The following is a 22,999-nucleotide window of genomic DNA, read 5'->3' as shown; positions in this document are numbered from 1 at the left end:
TTGCAGGAGAGGTGGCAGGCTGGTTTTTGAGACAAGATTGCCCCCATGCCCGCGCACCGAATCTTCACGACGGCCTTCGCCAAGGTCTACCCGCTGTACGTCCGCAAGGCCGAGGCCAAGGGCCGCACGCAGGCGGAGGTCGACCAGGTGATCTGCTGGCTGACCGGCTACGAGGAGGCCGGCCTGCGCAGTCAGCTGGACGCTGCGGTCGACTTTGAAACTTTCTTCGCCCAGGCGCCTGCGTTGCATCCGAACACGGCCCTCATCAAGGGCGTGGTCTGCGGCGTGCGCGTGGAGGACGTCGAAGACCCGCTGATGCAGAAGATCCGCTGGCTGGACAAGCTCGTGGACGAGCTGGCCAAGGGCAAGGCGATGGAAAAGATCCTGCGCGGCTAGGCCTCTGGGAGCTTCGCCATCAGCTCGTCGATCCAGCCCATGAAGGCACGCAGCCTGGGGCTGACGTGGCGGGTCGGCGGGTAGGCGAGGTACATCGGCATGGGCTCGATCTGCCAGCCGCCGAACAGCGGCAGGAGCTCGCCGCGCGCCGCATGCGGCTCGGCCATGTAGCGCGGCAGCCAGAGAACGCCCATACCGGCCAGGCCGGCGGCCAGATAGGCGTTGCCGTCGTCGGCCGAGACGACGTACCGGCCGTTCACCGCCACGCTCTCCTCGCCGCGCCGCAGGGCTATCGCCGCCAGCGTGCCGGTGCTGGAGCGCAGGAAGCCGACGATGCGGTGGTGCGGCCCTTCGAGATCGCTTGGATGCGCGGGCGTGCCGGCGCTGCGCAGGTAGCCCGGCGCGGCATACACGCCCATCTGCAGGTCGCCGACCCGCCGCGCGATCAGCGACGGCACCGTGACCTCGCCGCCGCGCAGCACGCAGTCGACGTTGTCGCCGATCACGTCGACCACGCGGTCGCTGACGCCCATGTCCAGCTGGATGCCTGGGTAGCGGCGGTGAAACTCGGGCAGGGCCGGCATCAGGACGAGGCGCGCGAAGGGGCTGGGCACGTCCACGCGCAGGCGGCCGCCCGGTGCGCCCGGATCGCCCGTCAAGCCGGTGTCGGCCTCTTCCAGGTCCGACAGCACGCGCACGACGCGCTCGTAGTAGGCCGCGCCCTCCGTCGTCACCGTCACCTGGCGCGTCGTGCGGTGCAGCAGCCGCACGCCCAGCCGCGCCTCCAACTGCTGCACCAGCTGCGTCACGGTCGTCTTGCTCATGTGCAGCGTCAGTGCCGCCTTGGTGAAGCTGCCCGCCTCCACCACGCGGACGAAGGCCTGCAGCGCGTCGAATCGGTCCATAGCGGTTCCTGTTGTTTGGGCCGGCCAAACAGTGTTTGTGCGTCCTGCCTGTTTATCGGGAGGGGCGAACTTTCTAGAGTGTCCGTTCCCCTCACTTTGTCTTGCAGGAGCCTCCCCATGCCCACACGCGACGTCGTCTTCCCACCCGGCCGCCAGGCCCTCTATGAGCGCAACCGCTACTCGCCGGCCATCCGCTCCAACGGCTTGCTGTTCGTGTCGGGCCAGGTCGGCAGCCGGCCCGATGGCTCACCCGAGCCCGAGCTGGAGGCGCAAGTCCGCCTCGCTTTCCAGAACCTGAACGCCGTCCTCGCGGCGGCCGGCTGCAGCTTCGACGATGTCATCGACGTGACCGTCTTCATCGTCGACCCGGCCACCAAGTTCGACCGCATCTGGCCCATCGTCGGCGAGTTCTGGGGCGAGGCGCCGCACCCGACGTTGACGGGCGTTGGCGTGACGTGGCTCTACGGGTTTGACTTTGAGATCAAGGTCGTCGCCAAGCTGCCGGATGTTGGGAGGTTGGGGTGAACGCAGTCAACGCCCAACGACGCCGGCCTTGACAGCACGTTGGGCAAGCAAGGCGCTCTGGCATGCGCGCGAACTGCATTCAGTCCGTCAGTGCCGGGCGGCGTGAGCCCCTCATTTCGCCTTGCCCTCGTTGAACTTCACCGCCGCCTTGATCAACGCCTTGAAAGCCGCCGCGTCCACCTCATCGGCCGGCCCCAAGTCAATCGCCCTTCTCACCTTGCCTCCAGGCTGGAGTTGAACAACCCCTTCGGATCGGCCAACGCCGCGCCATGCGGAAAGGTCAGCTTGACCTTGGCCTTGTAGGTCTCGCCGGTGCACAGGATGCCGTCGCGCTCCCAGACGGGGACGTCCCACTTCCACGTCTCGATAACGCCGTCGTCGGTGGCGAGGATGAGTTCGCGCAGCCGTTTCAGTGTGTCTGCCCGCCAGTCGCCGAGGGCGGCGATCTTGGCGTCGATCAGTTGGGCGGGGGATTCGCTCGCCATGGCAACTCCGGTGCATGCAAGTGTTGACGCCGCATTCTGGCCTCCCTCTTGAGACAACCTTCAGATGCGCTTGAGATAGGCCCAAGCCGGCCGGGCAGAAGATGGCCGCATGTCGTTTTCCCCGTTCGCCACCGCGCTGCTGCCCCAGCCGCAAGTGCTGACCCTGCTGCCCGGCGCAGGGCCGGCCGTGGCCGGTTTGCGGGACTTGCCGGCCAGACTGCGGGCGCTGTTGCCGGCCCACGAAAGCGCGGCGTCGGCGCGGCTAGTGCTGCCCAGCCTGGCGCCGCGGATGCCGCTGCTGGGCGACGACGAATCCTTTCGCCTGCGGCTGGGCGCAGACGTGGTGCGCCTGCAGGCCGCCACGCCGGCCGGCGTGCAGCACGGCCTGCATGCGCTGTCGCAGCTTTGGCATGCGGCGTGCGAGGCGGGTGCCAAAACCCTGCCGGCGCTGCAGATCGACGACGCCCCGCGCCATCCCTGGCGCGGCCTGCTCGTGGATGTGGCGCGCAGGCCGCTGCCGTTCGACACGCTGCTGCACCTGCTCGACGGCATGGCTGCCGCGCGGCTCAACGTGCTGCACTGGCATCTGACCGACGACCAGGCCTGGCGGCTCGAATCCATGCGTTTCCCGCGCCTGCAGCAACGCGCCAGCGGCGGCTTCTCATACACGCTGGAGCAGGCGCGCCGCCTGGTCGACGAAGCCGCCGCGCGCGGCATCCGCGTCGTGCCCGAACTGGACCTGCCCGGCCATTGCTGGGCGCTGGGCCTGGCCTACCCGGAGCTGCTGTGCGCGCCCGTGCCCACCGAGGCGCAGGCCGGCTTCGGCGTCTTCGGCGCTGCCGTGAACCCGGACAGCGACGCGCTCTACGCCTTTGTCGACGGCCTGCTGGCCGAATGGGCCGAGGTCTTCCCCGACCCCTTCATCCATCTGGGCGGCGACGAGATGGCGCCAGCCGCATGGACGCGGCTGGCCGAACAGCGCGGCTCCGGTCTGGCCGGGCTGCAGGCTGTCTACCTCGCCCGCCTGGGCGCCGTGCTGCGCCGCCATGGCCGGCGGCTGGTGGCCTGGGACGAGATGGGCCAGTCCACCGCGCTGCCACCGGGCAGCCTGTTGCAATGCTGGCGCGGCGAAGAGGCGCTGCGCCTGGCGCCGCCGGGCCTGGCCGGGCGGCTGCGCAGCGCGGGCTTCTACCTGGACCAGATCCACCCCGCTGCCTACCACTGGCGCCGCCCGTTGCGGCCGCCCGCGCGGCCCGGCGCACCACCTGCCGGTGGTCAGGGCTGGGCACTGCAGGCGACGGTTGGCACGTGGACTGTCGAGGGCAGGCTGTGGCTGAGCGGCGATGAGGCCCGGCTGCATCTGCGCAGCAGCGGCACGCTGGATGAATGGCTGGCGCCACGCGTTGTCAGCAGCCGCGGCCCGTGGCGGCTGCGGGTCGATAGCGATCTGGGCGAGCTGGAGTTCTGGGGCCCGGCAGACGGCAGCGCCGCAGCTGGCACGGGCTGGCTGCGCCTGGGCGCGCTGCGCCAGCCCTGCGTGTGGCGGCGCGACGAAGCACCGCCATGGCCTGCCGATGCTGGCGGCGCGACCGTTCCCATGCTCGGCGGCGAGGTCGCGCTGTGGAGCGAGCTGGTCGAGGCGCCGCAGCTTGCGCTGCGCACCTGGCCGCGCGCCCTGGCCGTGGCCGAGCGGCTGTGGAGCGACCCGCCGGACGACAGCAGGCAGACGCAAGGCCTGGCCCCACGTCTGGCCATGACTCAGCGCTGGCTGGTCGCCACCGGCCGCATCGCCGCCGACCCGGCCGCGTCGCTGTTCGAGGCGCTGTGCCCCGACCCCGACGACCGCGCGCTGTTGCATGCATTGGCGCTGTGGCTGGAGCCCGGCTCTGGCTATGCCCGCCAGCACGCCAAGAAGCGCGCCCAGACCTACCACCAGGGCGAGGCGCTGGACCGCCTGGCCGACGCCTTGCCGGCGGAGAGCCCGCTGATGGTGAGCCTGCATGACGCCCCGACGTGGCTGGCCGCGCTGGATGAAGCCCGCGCGCAGCTGCCCGCCTGGTGCGCGCTGCTCGCCGCCTCGCCCCACCTCGCCCCGGCATTGCCGCTGCTTGGCACGCTGGCCGATCTGATCGAGTTGGGCCAAGCGCTCTGGTTGGGCCACAAGCCCGACGATGCGCAACTGCGCCTGCACCGGGCGGCCGCGCTGGTGGACGAGATGTTGCCCGCCCTCGTGCAGCCGCTGCAGCACCAGCTGGACGCGCTGTCGTGAAGCGCTTCGCCGTCATCGCGCTGGCGATCACCGCAAGCGCCCATGCCGCCGACCTGGAGCTTCTGCATGGCTGGACGTCCGGCAGCGAGGCCGTGATGGTGAAAGCGCTGGCAGCAGCCGCCCAACGCGGCGGCGTGGACCTGAAGACGACGGCTGTGGCCGGCGCGTCCAACGCCAATACCTTGCTGAAGGCGCGCTTCCTGTCCGGCCACCCGCCGACGCTGGCCCAGACCGACAAGCCGCTGCGCATCTGGGCCGAGGCCGTGCCGCTGGCCGACCTGGGGCCGGTCGTCAGCGCGCAGTTCGCCGCGCTGCCGCATGCCGTCGCCACCGAGCTGCGCAGCGCCGGCAAGCCGGCCGCCGTGCCGCTCAACGTGCACCGCCTCAACACGCTGTGGAGCAACCAGCGTCTGCTGCGCGCGCATGGGCTGACGCAGCCGCAGAGCTGGGACGAGTTCCACCGCACGGCCGAGGCCTTGCGCCGCGCCGGCCTGCTGCCGCTGGCCATCGGCAGCTCGGCGGGGCAGAAGCTCAGCCTTTTCGTCGCCGTGGTGCTGGGCCGCGCGGGGCGCGACTTCTTCGAGCGCGCGCTGGTGCAGGCCGACCCGGCGCTGCTGGCCAGCGAGCGCATGACGGCGCTGCTGCGGGAGTTCCGGTCGTTGAAGGCCTATACCGACGCCGGCCAGGTCAGCCGCGACTGGGCCGGCGCGACGGCGCTGCTGCTGCAGGGCCGCGCGGTGTTCCAGTTCACCGGCGACTGGGCCAATGGCGAGTTCCAGAAGGCCGGCTGGCAGCCCGGCGTGGACTACGACTGCACGGCCGCCCCCGGCCACGCCGGTCTGCATTACTTCGAGTTCGACCGGCTGGTCTTCTTCGCTCAGCCCGCGCGGCTGGGTGCGCAGCAACGCCTGGCCGGGCTGCTGCTGGAGCCCCAGACGTCAGCGATGCTGGCCAGGCTCAAGGGTGGCATCCCGGTGCGGCGTGATGCGGACCTGAGCGGCTTCAACGCCTGCGCCCAGCGCTCGGCGGCCGACTTCCGCGCCGGCGAGGCACGCGGCGAGCTGGTGCTGGCCTTGAGCGCCCGCCTCGGTGAGAGCGCCTATGGCGGCATGAAGGACCTGCTGTCGGCCTACTGGGCCAGCGAGCGCATGACGGCGTCGCAGGCGCAGACGCGGCTGGCACAGGCGCTGCGGCAGGTGGATTGACGATGTCTGAACGCCGCACTGCACTTGCTTGCCTGGTCCCGCTGCTGCTGGTTGGCGCCGTCTTCTTCTACGGCTTCCTGCTGTGGACGGGCTGGCTGTCGCTGACGCGCTCCAACCTGCTGCCCAGCCACGAGTTCGTCGGCCTCAAGCAGTACGAGCGCCTGCTGCTGGACCCGCGCTGGCAGGCCGCGCTGTGGAACCTGCTGCGCTTCGGCGTCGGCTTCGTCGTGCTGCCGCTGCTGATCGGCCTGGGCCTGGCGCTGCTGCTGGACCAGAAGCTGCGCGGCGAGGGCGCTCTGCGCTGGGTGTGGCTGCACCCGATGGCGCTGTCCATGGTCGTCACCGGCAGCGCCTGGCGCTGGCTGATGGACCCGGAGCAAGGCCTGGCTGAAGGCGTGCGCTCGCTGGGCTGGGCGAGCTTTCGATGGGACTGGCTGGCGCAGGAGGACATGGCTGTCTACGCGCTGGTCGTGGCGGCGGTGTGGCAGATCAGCGGTTTCGTCATGGCCATCTTCCTGGCGGGCTTGCGCGGCATCGACGAGTCCATGCTGCAGGCCGCGCGACTGGACGGCGCCCGAGGGTGGAAGCTGTTGAAACGCGTCATCCTGCCGCAGCTCGGGTCCAGCCTCGCGTCGGCGCTGCTGGTGCTGCTGCCAGCGGCCATCAAGACCTTCGACCTCGTCGTCGTGCTCACCGAGGGCGGCCCCGGCCAGGCCAGCGAGCTGCCGGCTTTCTACATGTTCCAGATGGCCTTCGAGCGCAGCCGCCTCGGCCTGGGAGCGGCCAGCGCCATGGTGCTGGTGATGATGGTGCTGTCCATCGCGCTGCCCTATGCGGTGGTTCGTTCGCGGCGGGCGGCGGCATGAGAAGGCTGACGCTCTATCTGCTGGCCATCTTCGCGACGGCCGTCATCGCGCTGCCGTTGCTGCTGATGCTGATGAACAGCTTCAAGGGCGTGGCCGAGGCGCAGCAGGGCTTTCTAGCGTTGCCACGCGAGCCGAGCATTGCCGCATGGCGCCAGGCCTGGGCGCAGCTGTCGGGCAGCTTCGGCATCAGCTTGATGATGGCGGTGCCGGCGGTGGGGTTGTCGGCGCTGCTCGCGGCCGTCAATGGCTTCGTGCTGTGCAAATACCGCTTCCGTGGCGAGCGCTGGGTGGGGCTGCTGCTGGTGCTGGCCTTCTTCCTGCCGATCAAGGTCTATCTGCTGCCGCTGGCCATCACCATGGCGCGGCTGGGACTGGACCGGTCACTGGGCCTGCTCATCGCCATCCACGTCATCTACAGCCTGCCGCTGGCGCTGTTCTTCCGCAATCACTTCCTGGCCTTTCCCGACGAGCTGCTGCAGGCCGCCCGGCTGGACGGCGCGGGCTTCTGGCGGCTGCTGTGGCGCGTGGTGTTGCCGCTGTCCCGGCCCATCTTCGTCGTCGTTCTCATCCTGCAGTTCACGACGATCTGGAACGAGTATTTGTTCGGCCTGGTGTTCGGGCCCGATGACGCGCGGCCCATCACGGCGGCGCTGGCGCAGCTGAGCGCGCAGACCGAGACCGGCGCACGCGCCTATCCGCTGGAGATGGCGGCGGCGCTGCTGGCAGCGGCGCCGACCCTGGTCGTTTATCTGCTGGCGGGGCGGCACTTCACGCGCGGGCTGGTTGCCGGCGCGGTCAAGGGTTAGCAATGAGTGAAGAGATAGCCGGCCTGCGCATCAGCGGCCTCACGCGGCGTGTCGGCGCACACACCATCCTGGACGACATCACGCTCGACCTCGATGCCGGCGAGATGCTCATCCTGGTCGGCCCCTCGGGCTGCGGCAAGTCGTCGCTGCTGGGCGTGGTGGCCGGGCTGCAGCCGCACTGCAGCGGCGAGATCCAGCTGGACGGCCGGCGCATCGAGGCCTTGAGCCCGCGCGAACGCGACATCGCGATGGTGTTCCAGAACTACGCCCTCTACCCGCACATGAGCGTGGCCGAGAACATCGGCTTCGGCCTGGAGATGCAGGGCTGGCCGCGTGCGAAGCGCGAGGCGCGCGTGCTGGAGGTGGCGAAGCTGCTGCAGCTGCATGCGCTGCTGGAGCGCCGCCCCGCACAGCTGTCCGGCGGCCAGCGCCAGCGTGTCGCCATGGGCCGGGCGCTGGCCCGCCAGCCGCGCCTCTTCCTGTTCGACGAGCCGCTGTCCAACCTTGACGCCCAGCTGCGCGCCGAGATGCGCAGCGAGATCAAGCTGCTGCACCAGCGCCTGGGCCGCAGCGCCATCTACGTGACGCACGACCAGACCGAGGCCATGACGCTGGGCCAGCGCATCGCCGTGATGAAGGACGGCCGCGTGCAGCAGCTGGGCACGCCGCAGCACGTCTACCAGCGGCCGGCCAATCTCTTCGTCGCGCAGTTCCTGTCCAGCCCGGCCATGAACCTGCTGCCCGCGCGGCTGGAGCCCGAGGGTGAGTTCACGCTGATGCTGCGCGGCGCCGGGGCGCTGAGCTGGCGGCCTGAGGCGCTGCTGGTCACCGCCTTGCGCGAGCGCCTGCTCGGCCGGCCGCTGCTGCTGGGCTGGCGGGCGGAGTCGGTTCGCACGGCGGAGTGCGGGCCGGCGCTGTCGCTGCGCGCGCCGGTGCTGCTGGTCGAGCCCACAGGCGTAGACAGCCTCGTGCAGTTGCAGCTCGGCGAGCACCGGTTGCACTGGCGCTGCGCGGGCTGGCCGACGCTGCAGCCGGGTGAGCCAGTGGAGCTGAAGCTGCCGCTGGAAGACCTGCTGATCTTTGACGCGGAGACCGGCGAGCGGCTCTGAGGCTGCGGCCGGCCGGCCACCGGTTCGCGGGTCCGCTCCGCACAGGCGGTCCTCTAGACTCGCAGCCCGTTCCTGCTCCTCGCCCGCCCGTCCGTGAGAACCCAGTTTCTGGCGCTGCTGTTCGCGCTGTTGTTCCAGCCAGTTGCCGCCCTGGCCCAGCTGCCCACGCTGACGCTGGAGCAACTGCCCCGCCCCACCATGCCGCCCGGCGAGCGCGGCCCCGTGGTGCCCGCCCAGGTGGAGCGTTGGCGCCAGGAGGCCAAGGCGCTGGAGTACGGCGACGGCATGAAGCGCGATGAGGTGGCCGCCGCCAAGCTGTATTGCCGTGCCGCCCGCTACGGCGATGCCGAAGCCCAGTACAGCCTGGGCTGGATGCTGACCAACGCGCGCGGCATCCAGCGCAACGACGCCGAGGCCGCCCACATGTTCGCGGCCGCCGCGGAGCAGGGCATGGACCAGGCCCAGAACATGCTCGACCGCATGGGTGGCACGCCGCTGGGCGACCCGCCGCCCTGCCTGCGTCCGCCCGAGACCGACCCCGCGCCGGTCGCGCCACCGCCCGCGCGCGGTGCCAAGCCGGTGTCCCTGTGGGCCACGCTGCCCCTGCCGCAACAGGCACCACCGGCCATCGTCAACTACGTGAAGCTGCTGGCGCCGGAGTACCAGTTGTCGCCCGCGCTGGTGCTGGCGGTGATGGCTCAGGAGTCCAACTTCGACCCGCTGGCCGAGTCGCCCAAGAAGGCGATGGGCCTGATGCAGCTGATGCCCGACACGGCCGCGCGCTTCAACGTCATCCGCCTGCGCGACCCCTCCCAGAACATCCGCGGCGGCATGGCCTATCTGCGCTGGCTGCTGGCCTACTTTGAGGGCGACGTGATGCTGGCGCTGGCCGCCTACAACGCTGGCGAAGGCGCGGTGGACCGCTACCTCGGCGTGCCACCCTATGCCGAGACGCGGCTCTATGTGCGCAAGATCATGGCGGCCGTGGGCGGCCAGCGCATGCACCCCTTCGACCCCAAGGTGGCGGGTACGTCGCCCATGCTGCGGCGGGTCAAGGCGGCCATGCAGGTCATCCAGTCGCGTTGAGGTCTACGAGGCTGCGGCGCCGGACAGAATGCGCCGCATGATCAAGCCACTCACTCTCACCCTCCTTGTGCTGGCGGCTCACGCCCAGGCCAGCCCGGAGCGCCAGGCGCAGGCCCTGCTCGACGCCTTGCGCGAGGCCAACGGCGTGCCCGGCATGGGCGCGGCGGTGTGGCAGGACGGCAGGCTGCGCTGGCAGGGCAGCAGCGGCCTGCGTGATGTCGCGCAAGGCCTGCCGGTGCAGGCGGACACCCGCTTTCGCCTGGCCAGCGTCTCCAAGCTCTTTGCCGCGACGGCCGCCGCCCAGTTGAAGGCCCAGGGCAAGCTCGACGTCGACCAGCCCGTCGGTGCTCTGCTGCCCGGCCTGGACCCGGCGCTGGCCGCCGTGACACCGCGCCAGCTGGCCGCCCATCTGAGCGGATTGCCTCACTACGAAGCGCGGGACGCCACCGTCGGCGCCACCCGTCACACCACGGCCCGCGAATCGCTGATCTATTTGAAGGATCGGCAGCTGCAGTCGGCGCCGGGCAGCCGCTATAACTATTCGACCTGGGGCTACACGCTGCTGGCCGCTGTGGTCGAAGCCGCCGCCGGCCAGCCCTATCTCGACCTGCTTTCCGGCAAAGTCGTGCAGGGCCTGGCCATCGGGCCCGACCAGACCGGCAAGACCAGTCAATTGCCCACCATGTCGGAGGCCTATGTGCTCAGTGCGCAACGTGCGCAGGCGGCACCGGCCGCCGACTTCAGCTACAGCTGGGGCGGCGCCGGCCTGGCCGCCAGTGCGCCCGCGCTGGCGGAATGGGGCAGCCGCGTGCTGCAGGGCCGCATCGTCGACGCCGCGACGCGCGACTGGATGTGGCAGCCTGTGCTCGACAACGCCGGCCAGGCGGTGCGCGAGCGCAGCTTCAAGATGGCCTTTGGCTGGCGGCTGGACACCGACGCAGAAGGCCGCAAGACCGTCCACCACGCCGGCACCACGCTGGGCGCGCGCAGCGTGCTGCTGCTGTGGCCGCAAGGCGAGAGCGGTGGCATCAGCGTCAGCCTGCTGTCCAACGCGATGTGGACCTCGTCCATCGAACGCAGTGCCGAGCTGCTGAGCGCGCCGCTACGCGCGCCGGTGCCGGGTCTTGCCACGCAAGCCTGCCCGCTCAAGGCCAGCCGCTTCGAAGGCGAGCTGGACGGGGCGGCTCTGCAGGGCAAGGCCAGCTTCCGCCGCGACGCCGACGGCCTGTGCCGTGGCGAGCTGAGCCTGCCCGATGCGCTCGCCAAGGTCGTCAACCCGGGGCCGCAGCCGGCCGCCGACAAGCTCGTCGTCATCGGCCTGCAGGGTGACCTGGCACGGGCCGCGCTGGTGACGCCCATCGGCCTGGCCGACTGGCGGGCGCAGGCGGATGGCAGCGCGCGTGTGGAGGGCGTCGCGGGGCGCCGCTTGACGCTCAGGCTGGCGGAGTAGAGAGAAAAAAAGTCGTTGCAAATTGAGCGCGCCGTGCTCAATTTGCAAGCTTGACCGAGCCCGCTATTCCGGGAAATAGGCGTCGCTCAGGGCCGGATTGGCCAGCAGCAGTGCGCGGAACGCTGCCGCGACTTCCGCATCGTGCGGGCCCATCGTCAGGCCCGGGTGTGCTGCGGTCAGCTCGCGTGCCGGCACGAAACGCCATACGTGCCTGGCGCCGCTCGGGTCCCCGCGGTTCGTCGGTACGCTGAGTTCGACCAGTGCCTTGAAGCGCGGATGCCGCTCCTCGAAGTCGAGCTGGCGCTGAGCCGCCCTGCGCAGCAACAGGGCGGCTTTCCAGCCGAGCTTCTCGAACGCACCGAACGTTCCCAACTGGGCCTGGCATGCGGCCGGCGAACCGTGCATCAGCACGATGCCGTCGACCGTGACCTTGGGTGCCGGTGCCAGCAGATAGTTGGCGCATGCCGATCCGCAGACGCCGTCGACGATGACGGGGAGCCGGTGCTGGGCGATCAGGTCGGCGATGCGGATCGCTGCGCGTTCGTCGCCGCCGTAGCTGTTGACGCGCAGCGCGCTCGGCGTCGGTCCCTGGGCCAGCCGCTGCTCCAGCGCCTCGGCCACTGCAAGGTCGATCTTGCCGCGCAGCAGCCACTCGCCTTGCTTGTCGCGGCGGCTGTTCGGGATGTAGGCGTTCAGCAGCTTCAGCAAAGCTGGCTTATCGACACCGGCGGGCGCGCGCAGCGACTTGATGTCGATGCCCTGCCGCGCGGTGACCACGTCGCAGTCGTCAACGTTGAACTCCAACGGGGTGTCGTTCAGGCGGCGGAGACCGAAAGCCGTCGCACAGGCGACCAGTCCTGCGAAGGCCCACCAGAGCTTGCGTTTGGCGGGACTCACATGCTCCTTCGGTACTGCCCACCCACCTCGAACAACGCGCCAGTGATCTGACCGAGTGAGCACACCCGCACCGCCTCCATCAGCACGTCGAACACGTTCTTGTTCTCGATGACCGCCTGCTGAAGCCGGGCGAGCATCGCCGGCGCCTCTGCGGCGTGGCGGTCCTGGAACTCCGCAAGCCGTGTCAGCTGCGACTGCTTCTCTTCGTCGGTCGAGCGGGCCAGCTCGATGTGCTCGGGCACCGTCTCGCCCTGCGGGTTGCGGAAGGTGTTGACGCCGATGATGGGGTACTCGCCGGTGTGCTTGAGCATCTCGTAGTGCATCGACTCTTCCTGGATGCGGCCGCGCTGGTAGCCGGTCTCCATGGCGCCCAGCACGCCGCCGCGTTCGCTGATGCGCTCGAACTCGGTCAGCACCGCCTCTTCGACCAACTCGGTCAGCTCGTCGATGATGAAGGCGCCCTGCGACGGGTTCTCGTTCTTGGCCAGGCCCCACTCGCGGTTGATGACGAGCTGGATGGCCATCGCCCGGCGAACGCTTTCGTCGGTCGGCGTCGTGATCGCCTCGTCGTAGGCATTGGTGTGCAGCGAGTTGCAGTTGTCGTAGACGGCGATCAGCGCCTGCAGCGTCGTGCGGATGTCGTTGAAGGCGATCTCCTGTGCGTGCAGGCTGCGGCCCGAGGTTTGCACGTGGTACTTCAGCTTCTGGCTGCGCTCATTCGCGCCGTAACGGTCGCGCATGGCGATGGCCCAGATGCGGCGGGCGACCCGGCCGAGCACGGTGTACTCCGGGTCCATGCCGTTGCTGAAGAAGAAGCTCAGGTTGGGCGCGAAGTCGTCGATGTGCATGCCGCGCGCCAGGTAGGCCTCCACGAAAGTGAAGCCGTTGGACAGCGTCAGCGCGAGCTGTGAGATCGGGTTGGCGCCGGCCTCGGCAATGTGATAACCAGAAATGCTCACCGAGTAGAAATTGCGCACGTTGTGGTGCACGAAGAACTCGGCGATGTCGCCCATGACCTTGAGCGAAAACTCGGTCGAGAAGATGCAGGTGTTCTGGCCCTGGTCTTCCTTCAGGATGTCGGCCTGCACGGTGCCGCGCACATTGGCCAGCACCCAGTCCTTGATCTTGGCGGCTTCGTCGGCCGTCGGCTCGCGGCCGTTGTCGGCTTTGAACTTGGCCAGGTTCTGGTCGATCGCCGTGTTCATGAACATGGCCAGGATCGACGGCGCCGGGCCGTTGATCGTCATCGATACGGACGTGGTCGGGCTGCACAGGTCGAAGCCGTCGTACAGCACCTTCATATCGTCCAGCGTTGCGATGCTCACGCCGCTGTTGCCCACCTTGCCGTAGATATCGGGCCGCGGCGCGGGGTCGGCGCCGTAGAGCGTCACCGAGTCGAAGGCGGTGGACAGGCGCTTGGCGGGCGTGCCCTCGGACACCAGCTTGAAGCGGCGGTTGGTGCGGAAGGCATCGCCTTCGCCCGCGAACATGCGCGTCGGGTCCTCGCCCTCGCGCTTGAAGGCGAACACGCCGGCCGCGTAGGGGAAGCTGCCAGGCACGTTCTCCAGCATCAGCCACTTCAGCAACTCGCCGTGGCATTCGTAGCTTGGCAGCACGACCTTGCGGATCTTGGTGCCGGACAGGCTCTGCGTGACCAGCGCGGTGCGGATTTCCTTGTCGCGGATCTTCACGACGTACTCGTCGCCCGCGTAGGCCTGGACCATGTCGGGCCATTGCGCCAGCAGCTGGCGCGCGTCGCCGTCGAGGCGCGTGCGGCGCTGCTCGGCCAGGTCGGCCAACGCGGCGCGAGCGCCCTGCTTGTCGGGGTTGGCCGCCTCCAGCATGGTGCGGCTGGCTTCCAGCTGCTGGATCTCGCGAGCCAGCGCCGCCTGCCGGCGCGCGCGGGCCTTGTAGGCGCGCACGCTGTCGCTGATGTCGGCCAGGTAGCGCACGCGCCCAGCCGGCACGATGGGGGTCTGGTGGGTGCTGTGGCGGGTGTTCACCAGCGGCAGGCGCCCCGCGCCAAGGCCGAGGCGCACCTTCAACGCCTGGTAGAGCGCCGTCACGCCGTCGTCGTTGAAGCGGCTGGCCATGGTGCCGAACACCGGCATCGTGTCCGGCATCACATTGAAGGCCTCGCGGTTGCGCTGCACCTGCTTGCTGACATCGCGCAGCGCGTCCAGCGAGCCCTTGCGGTCGAACTTGTTGATGGCGACGAACTCGGCGAAGTCCAGCATGTCGATCTTCTCGAGCTGGCTCGCGGCGCCAAACTCGGGCGTCATCACGTACATGGGCGCGTCCACCAGCGGCACGATGGCCGCGTCGCCCTGGCCGATGCCGGAGGTCTCGACGATGACGAGGTCGAAGCCGGCCACCTTGGCGGCGGCGATGACGTCGGGCAGCGCGGGGGAGATCTCGGAGCCGAAGTCGCGTGTAGCCAGGGAGCGCATGAAGACGCGCTGGCCTTGCGACCAGGGGCTGATGGCGTTCATGCGGATGCGGTCGCCCAGCAGCGCGCCGCCGCTCTTGCGGCGCGACGGGTCGATGGAGATCAACGCCACGCGCAGCGCGTCGCCCTGGTCGAGGCGAAGCCGGCGGATGAGCTCGTCCGTCAGGCTGGACTTGCCGGCACCGCCGGTGCCGGTGATGCCGAGGACGGGGGTCTTGATGTCTTTCGCTTGCAAACGTAGCGCGTCGACGATTGAACCGTCCGCCTTGCCGTTCTCCAGCGCCGTCAACAGCTGGGCCAATGAGCGCCAGGCGGATTCGGAGTGACCGGTGATCGCCGACAGGTTCTCGGGCGCGTAGACGCTGAAGTCCTGGTCGGCCTTCATGACCATCTCGCCGATCATTCCCTGCAGCCCCATGCGCTGGCCGTCCTCGGGGCTGAAGATGCGCACGCCGTGCTCGGCCAGTTCGCGGATCTCGGCCGGCACGATGACGCCGCCGCCGCCGCCGAACACCTGGATGCGCTCGCCGCCGCGTTCCTTGAGCAACTGCACCATGTACTTGAAGTACTCGACGTGCCCGCCCTGGTAGGAGCTGATGGCGATGCCCTGGGCATCCTCCTGCAGCGCTGCCGTGACGACCTCGTCCACCGAGCGGTTGTGCCCGAGGTGAATGACCTCCGCGCCCATGCCCTGCAGGATGCGCCGCATGATGTTGATGGCGGCGTCATGGCCGTCGAACAGGCTGGCGGCAGTGACGAAACGGACCTTGTGGGTCGGGCGGTACTCGGCCAGCGCCTTGTGGTCGGCGGCGAGATCGGTCATGGCTTGTCTCCTTGATCGGAGACGGATTCTAGGTCCGTCGGTTGACGTTAACGTCAACCGAACCTAGACCCACCGGTTGACCGCTTGCTATTCAACGGGGTCTTGGTGCTTCAACACCTTCTGCAGTACGCAACGATCACCACTTCGGTAGCCATCGCTGCACGCCCGCTGGTCTGGCGCTTCGACCCGCTGGCCGCGTTGCTTCTCCTTGTGGGCATCAGCCCACTTCGTCGACGCGCCTTGCCATCGGCCCGCCTCGCCAGCCCCTCCGACGTGCCCAACCGCCGGATCTAGGTTGAAAAAGGCGCGCCCCGCCGAAGCGGGGCGCGCCTGTCGGCGGGCCGCGGGGAAGGTCAGTCGTCCGAACCCATGAAGCCGAACAGATGCAGCAGGCTCGTGAACAGGTTGAAGATCGACACGAACAGGCTGACGGTGGCCAGCACGTAGTTGGTCTCGCCGCCGTCCACGATCTGCTTGGTCTCGAACAGGATGAGGCCGGCCGACAGCAGGGCAACGACGGCGGAGACCGTCAGCGCCAGCGCCGGGATCTGGAAGAAGATCGCGGCCAGGCCGGCGAACAGCGCGACGATCATGCCGGCGAACAGGAAGCCGCCCATCCAGGACAGGTCACGTTTCGTCGTCGTGGCGTAAGCGGACATCGCCAGGAACACCGCGCCGGTCGCACCGAGCGCCAGCATCACCGCCTGGCCGCCGGAGGGCAGCGACAGCGTGCGGGTCAGCAGCGGGCCGAGCGTCCAGCCCATGAAGCCGGTCAGCGCGAACACCAGGCCAACGGCCATGCCGCTGTTCTTCAACTTGTGGATGCCGAACAGCAGGCCGAAATAGGCCACCAGCGTGATGATGATGCCGGGCGAAGGCAGGCTGAAGGCGACGGCCGCCCAGGCGACGGCGGCGCTGAACAGCAGCGTCATGGACAGCAGCGCGTAGGTGTTGCGCAGCACACGGTGAGCGGTGCCGCGGTCGACCGCGCTGCCAAACGGCGTGGCGGGCATGGCGATCGCGTGGGTACGGGGTTGGTTTTGCATGAGGGCCTCCTGAGCCATCGACAAGGACCGCCAGACTAGGCTTCCATGGTATCAATAAAAAGCAGAAAATCGAGAAGAAATACTTCCGCATAACTTGAAATGACAACGACATGAGCCTGAGCTTCAGCTACCGCCACCTCTACTACTTCTGGGCCGTCGCCAAGGAGGGCGGGCTGACGCGAGCGGCCGAGCGGCTGGGGCTGTCGGTGCAGACGGTGTCGACCCAGGTGCGGGAGTTGGAACAGTCGCTGGGCGCCTCGCTGCTGAAGCCGGCCGGCCGGGGCCTGACGCTCACCGAGGCGGGTCAGGCGGCGCTGGAAGTTGCCGAGCAGATCTTTTCGCTCGGCGAGGTGCTGCCCGAGCGCGTGCGCGACGCTGCTACCGCGCCCGCCGTGCGGCTGGCGGTCGGCATCTCGGACGGCCTGCCCAAGCTCGTCGTGCAGAGCCTGCTGCAGCCCATCATCGACACGCCCCACCTGCGCCTGCTCTGCCACGAGGACGAGTTCGACGACCTCTTGGGCGACCTGGCCTTGCACCGCCTGGACGTCGTGCTGGCCGACCGGCCTGCGCCACCCAACCCCAACCTGCGCGTCTACAGCCACGCGCTGGGCAGCTCGCCGATGGCCTGGTTCGCGCACCCGCGCTGGGCGGCAGCGGCGCGGCGGGACTTCCCCGCGTCGCTGGCCGACGTGCCGCTGCTGCTGCCCACCGACCATGCCGCCGTGCGCCCGCGCCTGAACCAATGGCTGGAGCGTCACGGCGTGCGCGCCAAGGTGGCCGGCGAGTTCGAGGACAGCGCGCTGCTGGCCACCTTCGGCGCGGCCGGCATGGGCGTGTTTCCGGCCGCAGCGCTGATGAGCGACAAGCTCGTGGAGCGTGACGGCCTGGTGCGCGTGGGCGACTGCGTGGGCTTGGAGGAGGCCTTCTACGCCGTTGGTACGGACAAGAAGATCGCCCACCCGTTGGTGCGCCGGCTGCTGCCCCAGCCATCGGACGCCAGCGGCTAAAGTTGACGTTTACGTCAATCAAACGCCCGGCGGGCCTGGCACAACCGGGCGCCGAACGGTTTGCACAGGAGACTCCAGCATGAATCTGCCCGGCCTCAACTTCCAGCTCGGTGAAGACATCGACGCGTTGCGCGATGCGGTGCGCGCGTTCGCCGACGAAGAGATCGCACCCCGCGCGGCCGAGATCGACCGAAGCGACCAGTTCCCCATGGACCTGTGGCGCAAGATGGGTGAGCTGGGCGTGCTGGGCATCACCGTGCCGGAGCAGTACGGTGGCGCCAACATGGGCTATCTGGCGCACATGATCGCGATGGAGGAGATCAGTCGCGCGAGCGCGTCGGTTGGCCTTTCCTATGGTGCGCACAGCAACCTGTGCGTGAACCAGATCAAGCGCAATGGCAACGATGCGCAAAAGGAAAGGTATTTGCCGCGGCTCATCAGCGGCGAGCATGTCGGCGCGCTGGCGATGAGCGAACCGGGCGCGGGCTCCGACGTGCTGTCGATGAAGCTGCGCGCCGAGGACAAGGGCGGCTATTACGTGCTCAACGGCACGAAGATGTGGATCACCAACGGCCCGGACGCCGACACGCTCGTCGTCTACGCCAAGAGCGAGCCCGAACTGGGTGCGCGCGGCGTGACTGCCTTCCTCATCGAGAAGGGCATGCGTGGCTTCAGCATTGCGCAGAAGCTCGACAAGTTGGGCATGCGCGGCTCTCACACCGGCGAGCTGGTGTTCAACAACGTCGAGGTGCCGGCCGAGAACGTGCTGGGCGGCGTCAACAACGGCGCGCGCGTGCTGATGTCGGGCCTGGACTACGAGCGCGCCGTGCTGACCGGCGGGCCGCTTGGCATCATGCAGAGCGTCATGGACAACGTCGTGCCCTACATCCACGACCGCAAGCAGTTCGGCCAGAGCATCGGCGAGTTCCAGCTCATCCAGGGCAAGGTGGCCGACATGTACACCGTGCTGCAGGCGGCGCGCAGCTTTGCCTACACGGTGGCCAAGAACCTCGACCTGCTCGGCGCCGAGCATGTGCGCCAGGTGCGCAAGGACTGCGCCTCCGTCATCCTGTGGACGGCCGAGAAGGCGACCTGGATGGCCGGCGAGGGCGTGCAGATCTTTGGCGGCAATGGCTACATCAACGAGTACCCGCTGGGCCGGCTGTGGCGTGACGCGAAGCTCTACGAGATTGGCGCCGGCACCAGTGAAATCCGCCGGATGCTCATTGGACGGGAACTGTTTGCGGAAACCATGTGATGCCGAAGCTGGCGCCAATCCGCGAAGGCTCATGCCCGCGCAGTGGGCGTGAAGGCGCAGAGCGCCGGCCGCAGCAAATCGGCGCGGGCACGTCGGAGATCCGTCGGATGCTGATCGGCCGGGAGCTCTTTGCCGAGACGATGTAACTCGCCGCTGAGACAATCCAGCGCATGACGACGACCAACCACGAACTGCAGGATCTTCTCGACAACAACAAGCGCTGGGCCGCCGACATCGAGGCCGGTGAACCGGGCTTTTTCTCCCGCCTGCTCAAGCAGCAGACGCCGCAGTACCTGTGGATAGGCTGTGCCGACAGCCGCGTGCCGGCCAACGAGTTGGTGGACCTGCTGCCGGGCGAGCTGTTCGTGCACCGCAATGTCGCCAACGTCGTCGTGCACTCCGACCTGAACTGCCTGTCCGTCATGCAGTTCGCCGTAGACCACCTCAAGGTGCGCCACATCATCATCGTCGGCCACAGCAACTGCGGCGGCGTGAAGGCGGCGCTGTACGACCTGCGCGTGGGCCTGGTGGAAAACTGGATCCGCCATGTGCAGGACGTGCGCCACATGCACAGCGACTGGCTGGACACCGTGCCCGAGCCCCGGCGTGTCGACGCGCTGTGCGAGCTGAACGTGCTGCATCAGGCGCGCAACGCCTGCCACACGACGGTGGTGCAGGACGCCTGGGCGCGCGGCCAGGAGGTCGTCGTGCATGGCTGGGTCTACGGCCTGCACAACGGCCTGCTGGAAGACCTGCAGCTCACGGCGGCCAAGGCCGAGGACGTCGAGCCTGCCTACCGGCTGGCACTTGGGCGCGTCAAGGCGCGCTACGCCGCAGTGGCCTGACGGGCGCTTCGGGCGCAGTCAGTCGTTCTCGTGTTCGAACGCGAACGGCTGCTCGATGACATGGTCGCCAGGGCAGTCGTAGGCGCGGATGGCGCGCTCGATGTTGGCGACGAACTGCGCATGCAGGGCCTCGTGGACAGGCCCCGTCGCCGTCACGTCGACCCGCGTCACCTCGCCCGCGTGGATGACGACGAAGGCCCGGTACCGCAGCCGGCCCGGCCATGCGGCCTTGGGCACCTCGGGCGGCAGCTTCTTGCGGCAGATTTCGGCAGGCGCGGTGTAGCGGTTCGCCGAGAGCAACTTCTGCGGCGACACATAGGGCGGCGTCAGCTTCACGCGCAGGGCCATCGACGCCGGCGCGGGCGAGCCGTCGGCGTTCAGGAAGCTGCCTGACATCGTCGGCGACCCGACAGCGAACGGTCCCTTGTAGCTGGGCCCTCCAGGCTGTTGGATCTGCCCTTGCCCGGACGGGAAGCCGTGCTTGAACTCGCCCCTGTAGCGGCTGCCGTCAACGAACAGGTAGTCGCCCTGGCCATGCAGGTCGCCGTCGTCAAAGCTGCCTTCGTAGACGCCGCCGGCGGCCCAGGTGTAGCGCCCCTGGCCGGACGGCTGACCGAGGTTGAAGGGGCCGACATAGCGGTCGCCATTGCCGAACTGCACTTCGCCCTGCCCCTGCGGCCGCGCCGACTTGCACTGGCCCTGGTAGTGGTGGCCGTCGGGCCACGCGATGGAGCAGGCGCCCTCCGCATGGCCGGCGACAAAGTCGCCCCGGTAGACGGTGCCGCGCGGGAAGGTCAGCAGCCCGGGGCCGTCGTAGCGGCCGTCCACGAAGCGACCGTCGTAGCGCTGGCCATAGGGCGTCGTCAGCACGCCCTGACCGGCGAGGCGGCCGGCCTTCACCTCGCCGTCGTAAGTGGAGATCGTGACCCCGTCGACGAAGGTCTGCTTGCGGCCCTTGCCCTCGGCGAAGCCGTCGCGGCAGGCGCCGCTCCACGTCACTGACTGCAGCGGCCAGGCGCGCGGGCTCTCCAGCTTGCAGCCCTGTGCGTCGGCCAGCCATTCGACATCGGCGTGGCTGGCCAGGGGCGTCAGCAGCGACAGGGCGCACAGTGTCTTGAACAGCATCAGGTCCATGGTCTGCCGCCGTTGGGCGGCTTGGTGAACAGCGGTTTTTGGCGGGGCGCGAGCCTAGCAGAGCCCCTGCGGCCGCCCTTCGCCGCAGGTTGAGCCGAAGCGGCTCCGTCCGACAGACGCAGGCCATGCGCGCACCAACAATCGCGCAGCCGCAGCCCACGCCCCCTTGGAAAATGACCGCATGATCTTCGACGCCATCCGCGAAAGCCACGACCTGCAACGCGACCTGTGTCGCAAGCTCACGGCCTCACGCGGCGACATGGCGGTGCGCCAGCTGCTGTTCCTGCAGCTGAAGGTCGAACTGATGGCGCATGCGGCGGCCGAGGAGCGCTTCCTCTACATCCCCTTGCTGATGGAAGACGGCGGCCTCGACGCCTCGCGGCACGCGCTGCATGAACACCACCAGATCGACGAACTGCTCGAAGACCTGTCGGTGCGCAACAAGCAACAGGACGGCTGGATCACGACCGCGAAGCAGCTCAGCTTCAAGGTGCGCCACCACCTGAAGGAAGAGGAAGCCAAGTTCTTCCACGTCGCCGGCCGGCTGTTGACCGAGGCCAAAAAGCAGCAGCTCGCCGGCAAGTACAAGCGCGAGATCGTGCGCATGCGCAAGCACTACGCCGGCGAGTACCAGACCGTGACGGTGTCTGCAGCGACCGGCCTGGTCAAGCCCGCCAAGCCGGCTGCCGACAAGCCGGCGACGCGCGGCAATGCCAGTGCCGGCGCTCTGTTGCGCGGCATGAGCAAGCCGCGGCGCACACGCTGATCGAGCGACAAGGTCTCAAGGCGCCGGAGTCCGCCGGCGCGCCGGCATCCCGCGACTGCCCGTCGTTTACAGCGTTCTCGTCCTCGGATACCGTGCCCTGGGATCGGGGAGGGAACAAATGACATACGCAGGCCACACAGGTCTTCTGCGCGCGGCATGCACTGCAGGGTGCGGCGGCGTTCGCATGCCATGGGCGCGGTATTTGATGGCCGTGGCGCTGACCGTCTTTGCGTCGACCACATCGGCCCAGGACCCAGCGCAACCACCGTCTGCGGCCGCCTCGTCCCCATCTGCAGTCGCGCTTGTGAGCGATGCCGAACTTCAAGCCGCTGCGCGGCTCTTTTCCGCCTGGCTTGAGGGACACATGGCGCATCGCGGCACGCCGGGCGTCGTGGTCGGGGTGATCCACGACCAAGACCTCGTGTGGCACCGGGAGTTCGGCTTTGCCGACGTCGCGTCCAGGCGGCCCATGACCGTGCAGACCCGGTTCCGCATGGCCTCCCATTCCAAGATGCTGACCGCCATCGCGATCATGCAGCTGCGCGAGCAGGGAAAGATCCGGCTCGACGACCCGGTGGTGAAGTACCTGCCGTGGTTCAAGGCCAAGCCCGCCGGTGACGACGACGGCGTCATCACCGTGGAGCAATTGCTGTCTCACAGCTCGGGTCTGCAGCGGGAAGCCAGCGACCATTGGACGTCGCTGCAGTTCCCCACCCGCGTGGAACTGCAGGCGCTTTTCGCTGACCGGCAATCCGCCTTTGCGCCGCAGGTGCGCTGGAAATATTCCAACCTCGCCTACGCAGTTGCCGGGCTGCTCGTCGAAGAGCTCAGCGGGCAATCCATGGCCGATTACGCCCAGGCCAACATCCTTGCGCCGTTGGGCATGGCGGACTCCAGCTACGACCAGCCGGTGCCCGGTCTGGCGACGCCCTACGGCCGACGCCTTCCGGATGGCACACGCACGGTCTTTCCGTTCGTTGATGCGCGCGGCATGGCTGCGGCGACCGGGCTGACGTCGACGCTGGGTGACATGGCGAAATATGTCTCGGCGCAGTTCCGCCGCGGCCCGCGTGGCGGCGCACAGGTCGTCAGCAGCGGCTCCCTGCGGGAGATGCACCGTGTCAGGTCGGTGGACGAGAACTGGACGACGGGTACCGGCCTGGGCTTCTTCACCACCCGCATCAAGGACAAGAGCTACATCGGCCACGGTGGCGGCTATCCGGGCTACACGACCCAGACCATGTTCCATCTTGCCGACAAGCTGGGCGTTGTCGTGCTGACCAACAGCGTCGATTCCGATGTGGCCGATATCACGCGCCAGGCGATTGCGGCGTTCGGTCCGCTGGTCGCGAAGGCAACAGCCGCCGCCTCGGCGCCCACCGTGACCTGGGACCCCGCGTGGGCACGGTTCCAGGGGCTCTACCGCAGCCGGGGCGGCGACACCTTCGTCGTGCTGCTGAACAAGCGCCTCGTGCTGCTCGGCGCCACGGCGCCGGGCATCGATGCAGCCACGAAGCTCGAACCACTGGGCAATGGCCGCTTCCGTCTTGACAGTCCCACGGGTGGGGCCGCCGTCGGCGAGGTTGTCTACTTCAGGGAAGAAAGCGGCAAGCCGGTGCGCATGGTCGTGGGCGACAACTCGTCGGACAGGATCGCGGCTCCGTAGCCAGCG

At 68.7% G+C, this 22,999-nt stretch carries 20 protein-coding genes and 1 pseudogene; 15 read left to right on the top strand and 6 right to left on the bottom strand.

Features of this window, described 5'->3' with window-relative positions; genetic code table 11:
- Positions 1–45: 45 nt before the first annotated feature.
- Positions 46–396, top strand: a complete 351-nt coding sequence (locus AC0IZJ_RS24280) for a DUF2200 domain-containing protein (RefSeq protein ID WP_471854175.1) — start codon at positions 46–48, stop codon at positions 394–396.
- Here the strand turns inward: AC0IZJ_RS24280 and AC0IZJ_RS24275 are convergent.
- A complete protein-coding gene (locus AC0IZJ_RS24275; RefSeq protein WP_471854173.1) occupies positions 393–1,301 on the bottom strand; it encodes a LysR family transcriptional regulator in 909 nt (302 codons plus the stop codon). The genes AC0IZJ_RS24280 and AC0IZJ_RS24275 overlap by 4 nt on opposite strands.
- 117 nt (positions 1,302–1,418) lie before the next feature.
- Between AC0IZJ_RS24275 and AC0IZJ_RS24270 the strand changes: the two genes are divergently transcribed.
- Positions 1,419–1,826 (top strand): RidA family protein, encoded by a 408-nt coding sequence (locus AC0IZJ_RS24270; RefSeq protein ID WP_471854171.1) that lies wholly within the window; start codon positions 1,419–1,421, stop codon positions 1,824–1,826.
- Between the two features lie 111 nt (positions 1,827–1,937).
- On the opposite strand, the pseudogene AC0IZJ_RS24265 reads toward AC0IZJ_RS24270, so the two are convergent.
- Positions 1,938–2,311, bottom strand: a pseudogene (locus tag AC0IZJ_RS24265) (DUF1801 domain-containing protein).
- A gap of 109 nt (positions 2,312–2,420) precedes the next feature.
- Between AC0IZJ_RS24265 and AC0IZJ_RS24260 the strand changes: the two are divergent.
- From AC0IZJ_RS24260 to AC0IZJ_RS24230, 7 genes are all read left to right on the top strand, one after another.
- Entirely contained in the window at positions 2,421–4,580 is a 2,160-nt protein-coding gene (locus tag AC0IZJ_RS24260; RefSeq protein ID WP_471854169.1) for a family 20 glycosylhydrolase, read from the top strand.
- Positions 4,577–5,785, top strand: a complete 1,209-nt coding sequence (locus AC0IZJ_RS24255; protein ID WP_471854167.1) for an ABC transporter substrate-binding protein — start codon at positions 4,577–4,579, stop codon at positions 5,783–5,785. The genes AC0IZJ_RS24260 and AC0IZJ_RS24255 overlap by 4 nt, the downstream gene beginning before the upstream one ends.
- Positions 5,786–5,787: 2 nt before the next feature.
- Positions 5,788–6,651, top strand: a complete 864-nt coding sequence (locus AC0IZJ_RS24250; protein ID WP_471854165.1) for a carbohydrate ABC transporter permease — start codon at positions 5,788–5,790, stop codon at positions 6,649–6,651.
- Complete coding sequence (locus tag AC0IZJ_RS24245) at positions 6,648–7,457, top strand: carbohydrate ABC transporter permease (protein ID WP_471854163.1); 810 nt, start codon at positions 6,648–6,650, stop codon at positions 7,455–7,457. Before AC0IZJ_RS24250 ends, AC0IZJ_RS24245 begins: the two co-directional genes overlap by 4 nt.
- Before the next feature lie 2 nt (positions 7,458–7,459).
- Positions 7,460–8,566: an ABC transporter ATP-binding protein gene (locus AC0IZJ_RS24240; RefSeq protein WP_471854161.1), complete on the top strand. Its 1,107-nt coding sequence runs from the start codon at positions 7,460–7,462 to the stop codon at positions 8,564–8,566.
- A gap of 93 nt (positions 8,567–8,659) precedes the next feature.
- Entirely contained in the window at positions 8,660–9,652 is a 993-nt protein-coding gene (locus tag AC0IZJ_RS24235) for a transglycosylase SLT domain-containing protein (RefSeq protein WP_471854159.1), read from the top strand.
- Positions 9,653–9,689: 37 nt separating this feature from the next.
- Positions 9,690–11,102, top strand: coding sequence for a serine hydrolase domain-containing protein (locus AC0IZJ_RS24230; protein WP_471854157.1), 1,413 nt, complete (start codon positions 9,690–9,692; stop codon positions 11,100–11,102).
- A 63-nt stretch (positions 11,103–11,165) separates the two neighbouring features.
- Here the strand turns inward: AC0IZJ_RS24230 and AC0IZJ_RS24225 are convergent, their stop codons facing one another.
- The 3 genes from AC0IZJ_RS24225 to AC0IZJ_RS24215 all read right to left on the bottom strand — a co-directional run bounded on the left by AC0IZJ_RS24225 (position 11,166) and on the right by AC0IZJ_RS24215 (position 16,317).
- Positions 11,166–11,999 (bottom strand): hypothetical protein, encoded by an 834-nt coding sequence (locus AC0IZJ_RS24225; protein ID WP_471854155.1) that lies wholly within the window; start codon positions 11,997–11,999, stop codon positions 11,166–11,168.
- Entirely contained in the window at positions 11,996–15,271 is a 3,276-nt protein-coding gene (icmF, locus tag AC0IZJ_RS24220; RefSeq protein ID WP_471854153.1) for a fused isobutyryl-CoA mutase/GTPase IcmF, read from the bottom strand. The genes AC0IZJ_RS24225 and icmF overlap by 4 nt, the downstream gene beginning before the upstream one ends.
- A gap of 353 nt (positions 15,272–15,624) precedes the next feature.
- Complete coding sequence (locus AC0IZJ_RS24215) at positions 15,625–16,317, bottom strand: Bax inhibitor-1/YccA family protein (RefSeq protein WP_471854151.1); 693 nt, start codon at positions 16,315–16,317, stop codon at positions 15,625–15,627.
- 110 nt (positions 16,318–16,427) lie between these two features.
- On the opposite strand from AC0IZJ_RS24215, the gene AC0IZJ_RS24210 reads away from it, so the two are divergent.
- The 4 genes from AC0IZJ_RS24210 to can all read left to right on the top strand — a co-directional run bounded on the left by AC0IZJ_RS24210 (position 16,428) and on the right by can (position 19,427).
- Complete coding sequence (locus AC0IZJ_RS24210; protein ID WP_471854149.1) at positions 16,428–17,324, top strand: LysR family transcriptional regulator; 897 nt, start codon at positions 16,428–16,430, stop codon at positions 17,322–17,324.
- 79 nt (positions 17,325–17,403) lie between these two features.
- Positions 17,404–18,582, top strand: coding sequence for an isovaleryl-CoA dehydrogenase (locus AC0IZJ_RS24205; protein WP_471854147.1), 1,179 nt, complete (start codon positions 17,404–17,406; stop codon positions 18,580–18,582).
- Positions 18,582–18,728, top strand: coding sequence for a hypothetical protein (locus tag AC0IZJ_RS24200; protein WP_471854222.1), 147 nt, complete (start codon positions 18,582–18,584; stop codon positions 18,726–18,728). Before AC0IZJ_RS24205 ends, AC0IZJ_RS24200 begins: the two co-directional genes overlap by 1 nt.
- A gap of 24 nt (positions 18,729–18,752) precedes the next feature.
- The gene (can, locus tag AC0IZJ_RS24195) at positions 18,753–19,427 is read left to right on the top strand and encodes a carbonate dehydratase (protein WP_471854145.1); all 675 of its coding nucleotides are present in this window, start codon (positions 18,753–18,755) and stop codon (positions 19,425–19,427) included.
- An 18-nt stretch (positions 19,428–19,445) separates the two neighbouring features.
- On the opposite strand, the gene AC0IZJ_RS24190 is transcribed toward can, so the two are convergent.
- A complete protein-coding gene (locus tag AC0IZJ_RS24190) occupies positions 19,446–20,561 on the bottom strand; it encodes an MORN repeat-containing protein (RefSeq protein WP_471854143.1) in 1,116 nt (371 codons plus the stop codon).
- Positions 20,562–20,742: 181 nt separating this feature from the next.
- Here AC0IZJ_RS24190 and AC0IZJ_RS24185 point away from each other — a divergent pair, with 181 nt between their 5' ends.
- A complete protein-coding gene (locus AC0IZJ_RS24185) occupies positions 20,743–21,327 on the top strand; it encodes a hemerythrin domain-containing protein (protein ID WP_471854141.1) in 585 nt (194 codons plus the stop codon).
- Positions 21,328–21,631: 304 nt separating this feature from the next.
- Positions 21,632–22,993, top strand: coding sequence for a serine hydrolase domain-containing protein (locus AC0IZJ_RS24180; protein ID WP_471854139.1), 1,362 nt, complete (start codon positions 21,632–21,634; stop codon positions 22,991–22,993).
- The last annotated feature ends 6 nt before the right edge of the window (positions 22,994–22,999 follow it).

Source organism: Roseateles sp. AC306, assembly GCF_979253795.1.
Note: the sequence above shows the minus strand (reverse complement) of the source record. Positions and strands in the feature narration are given on the sequence as shown.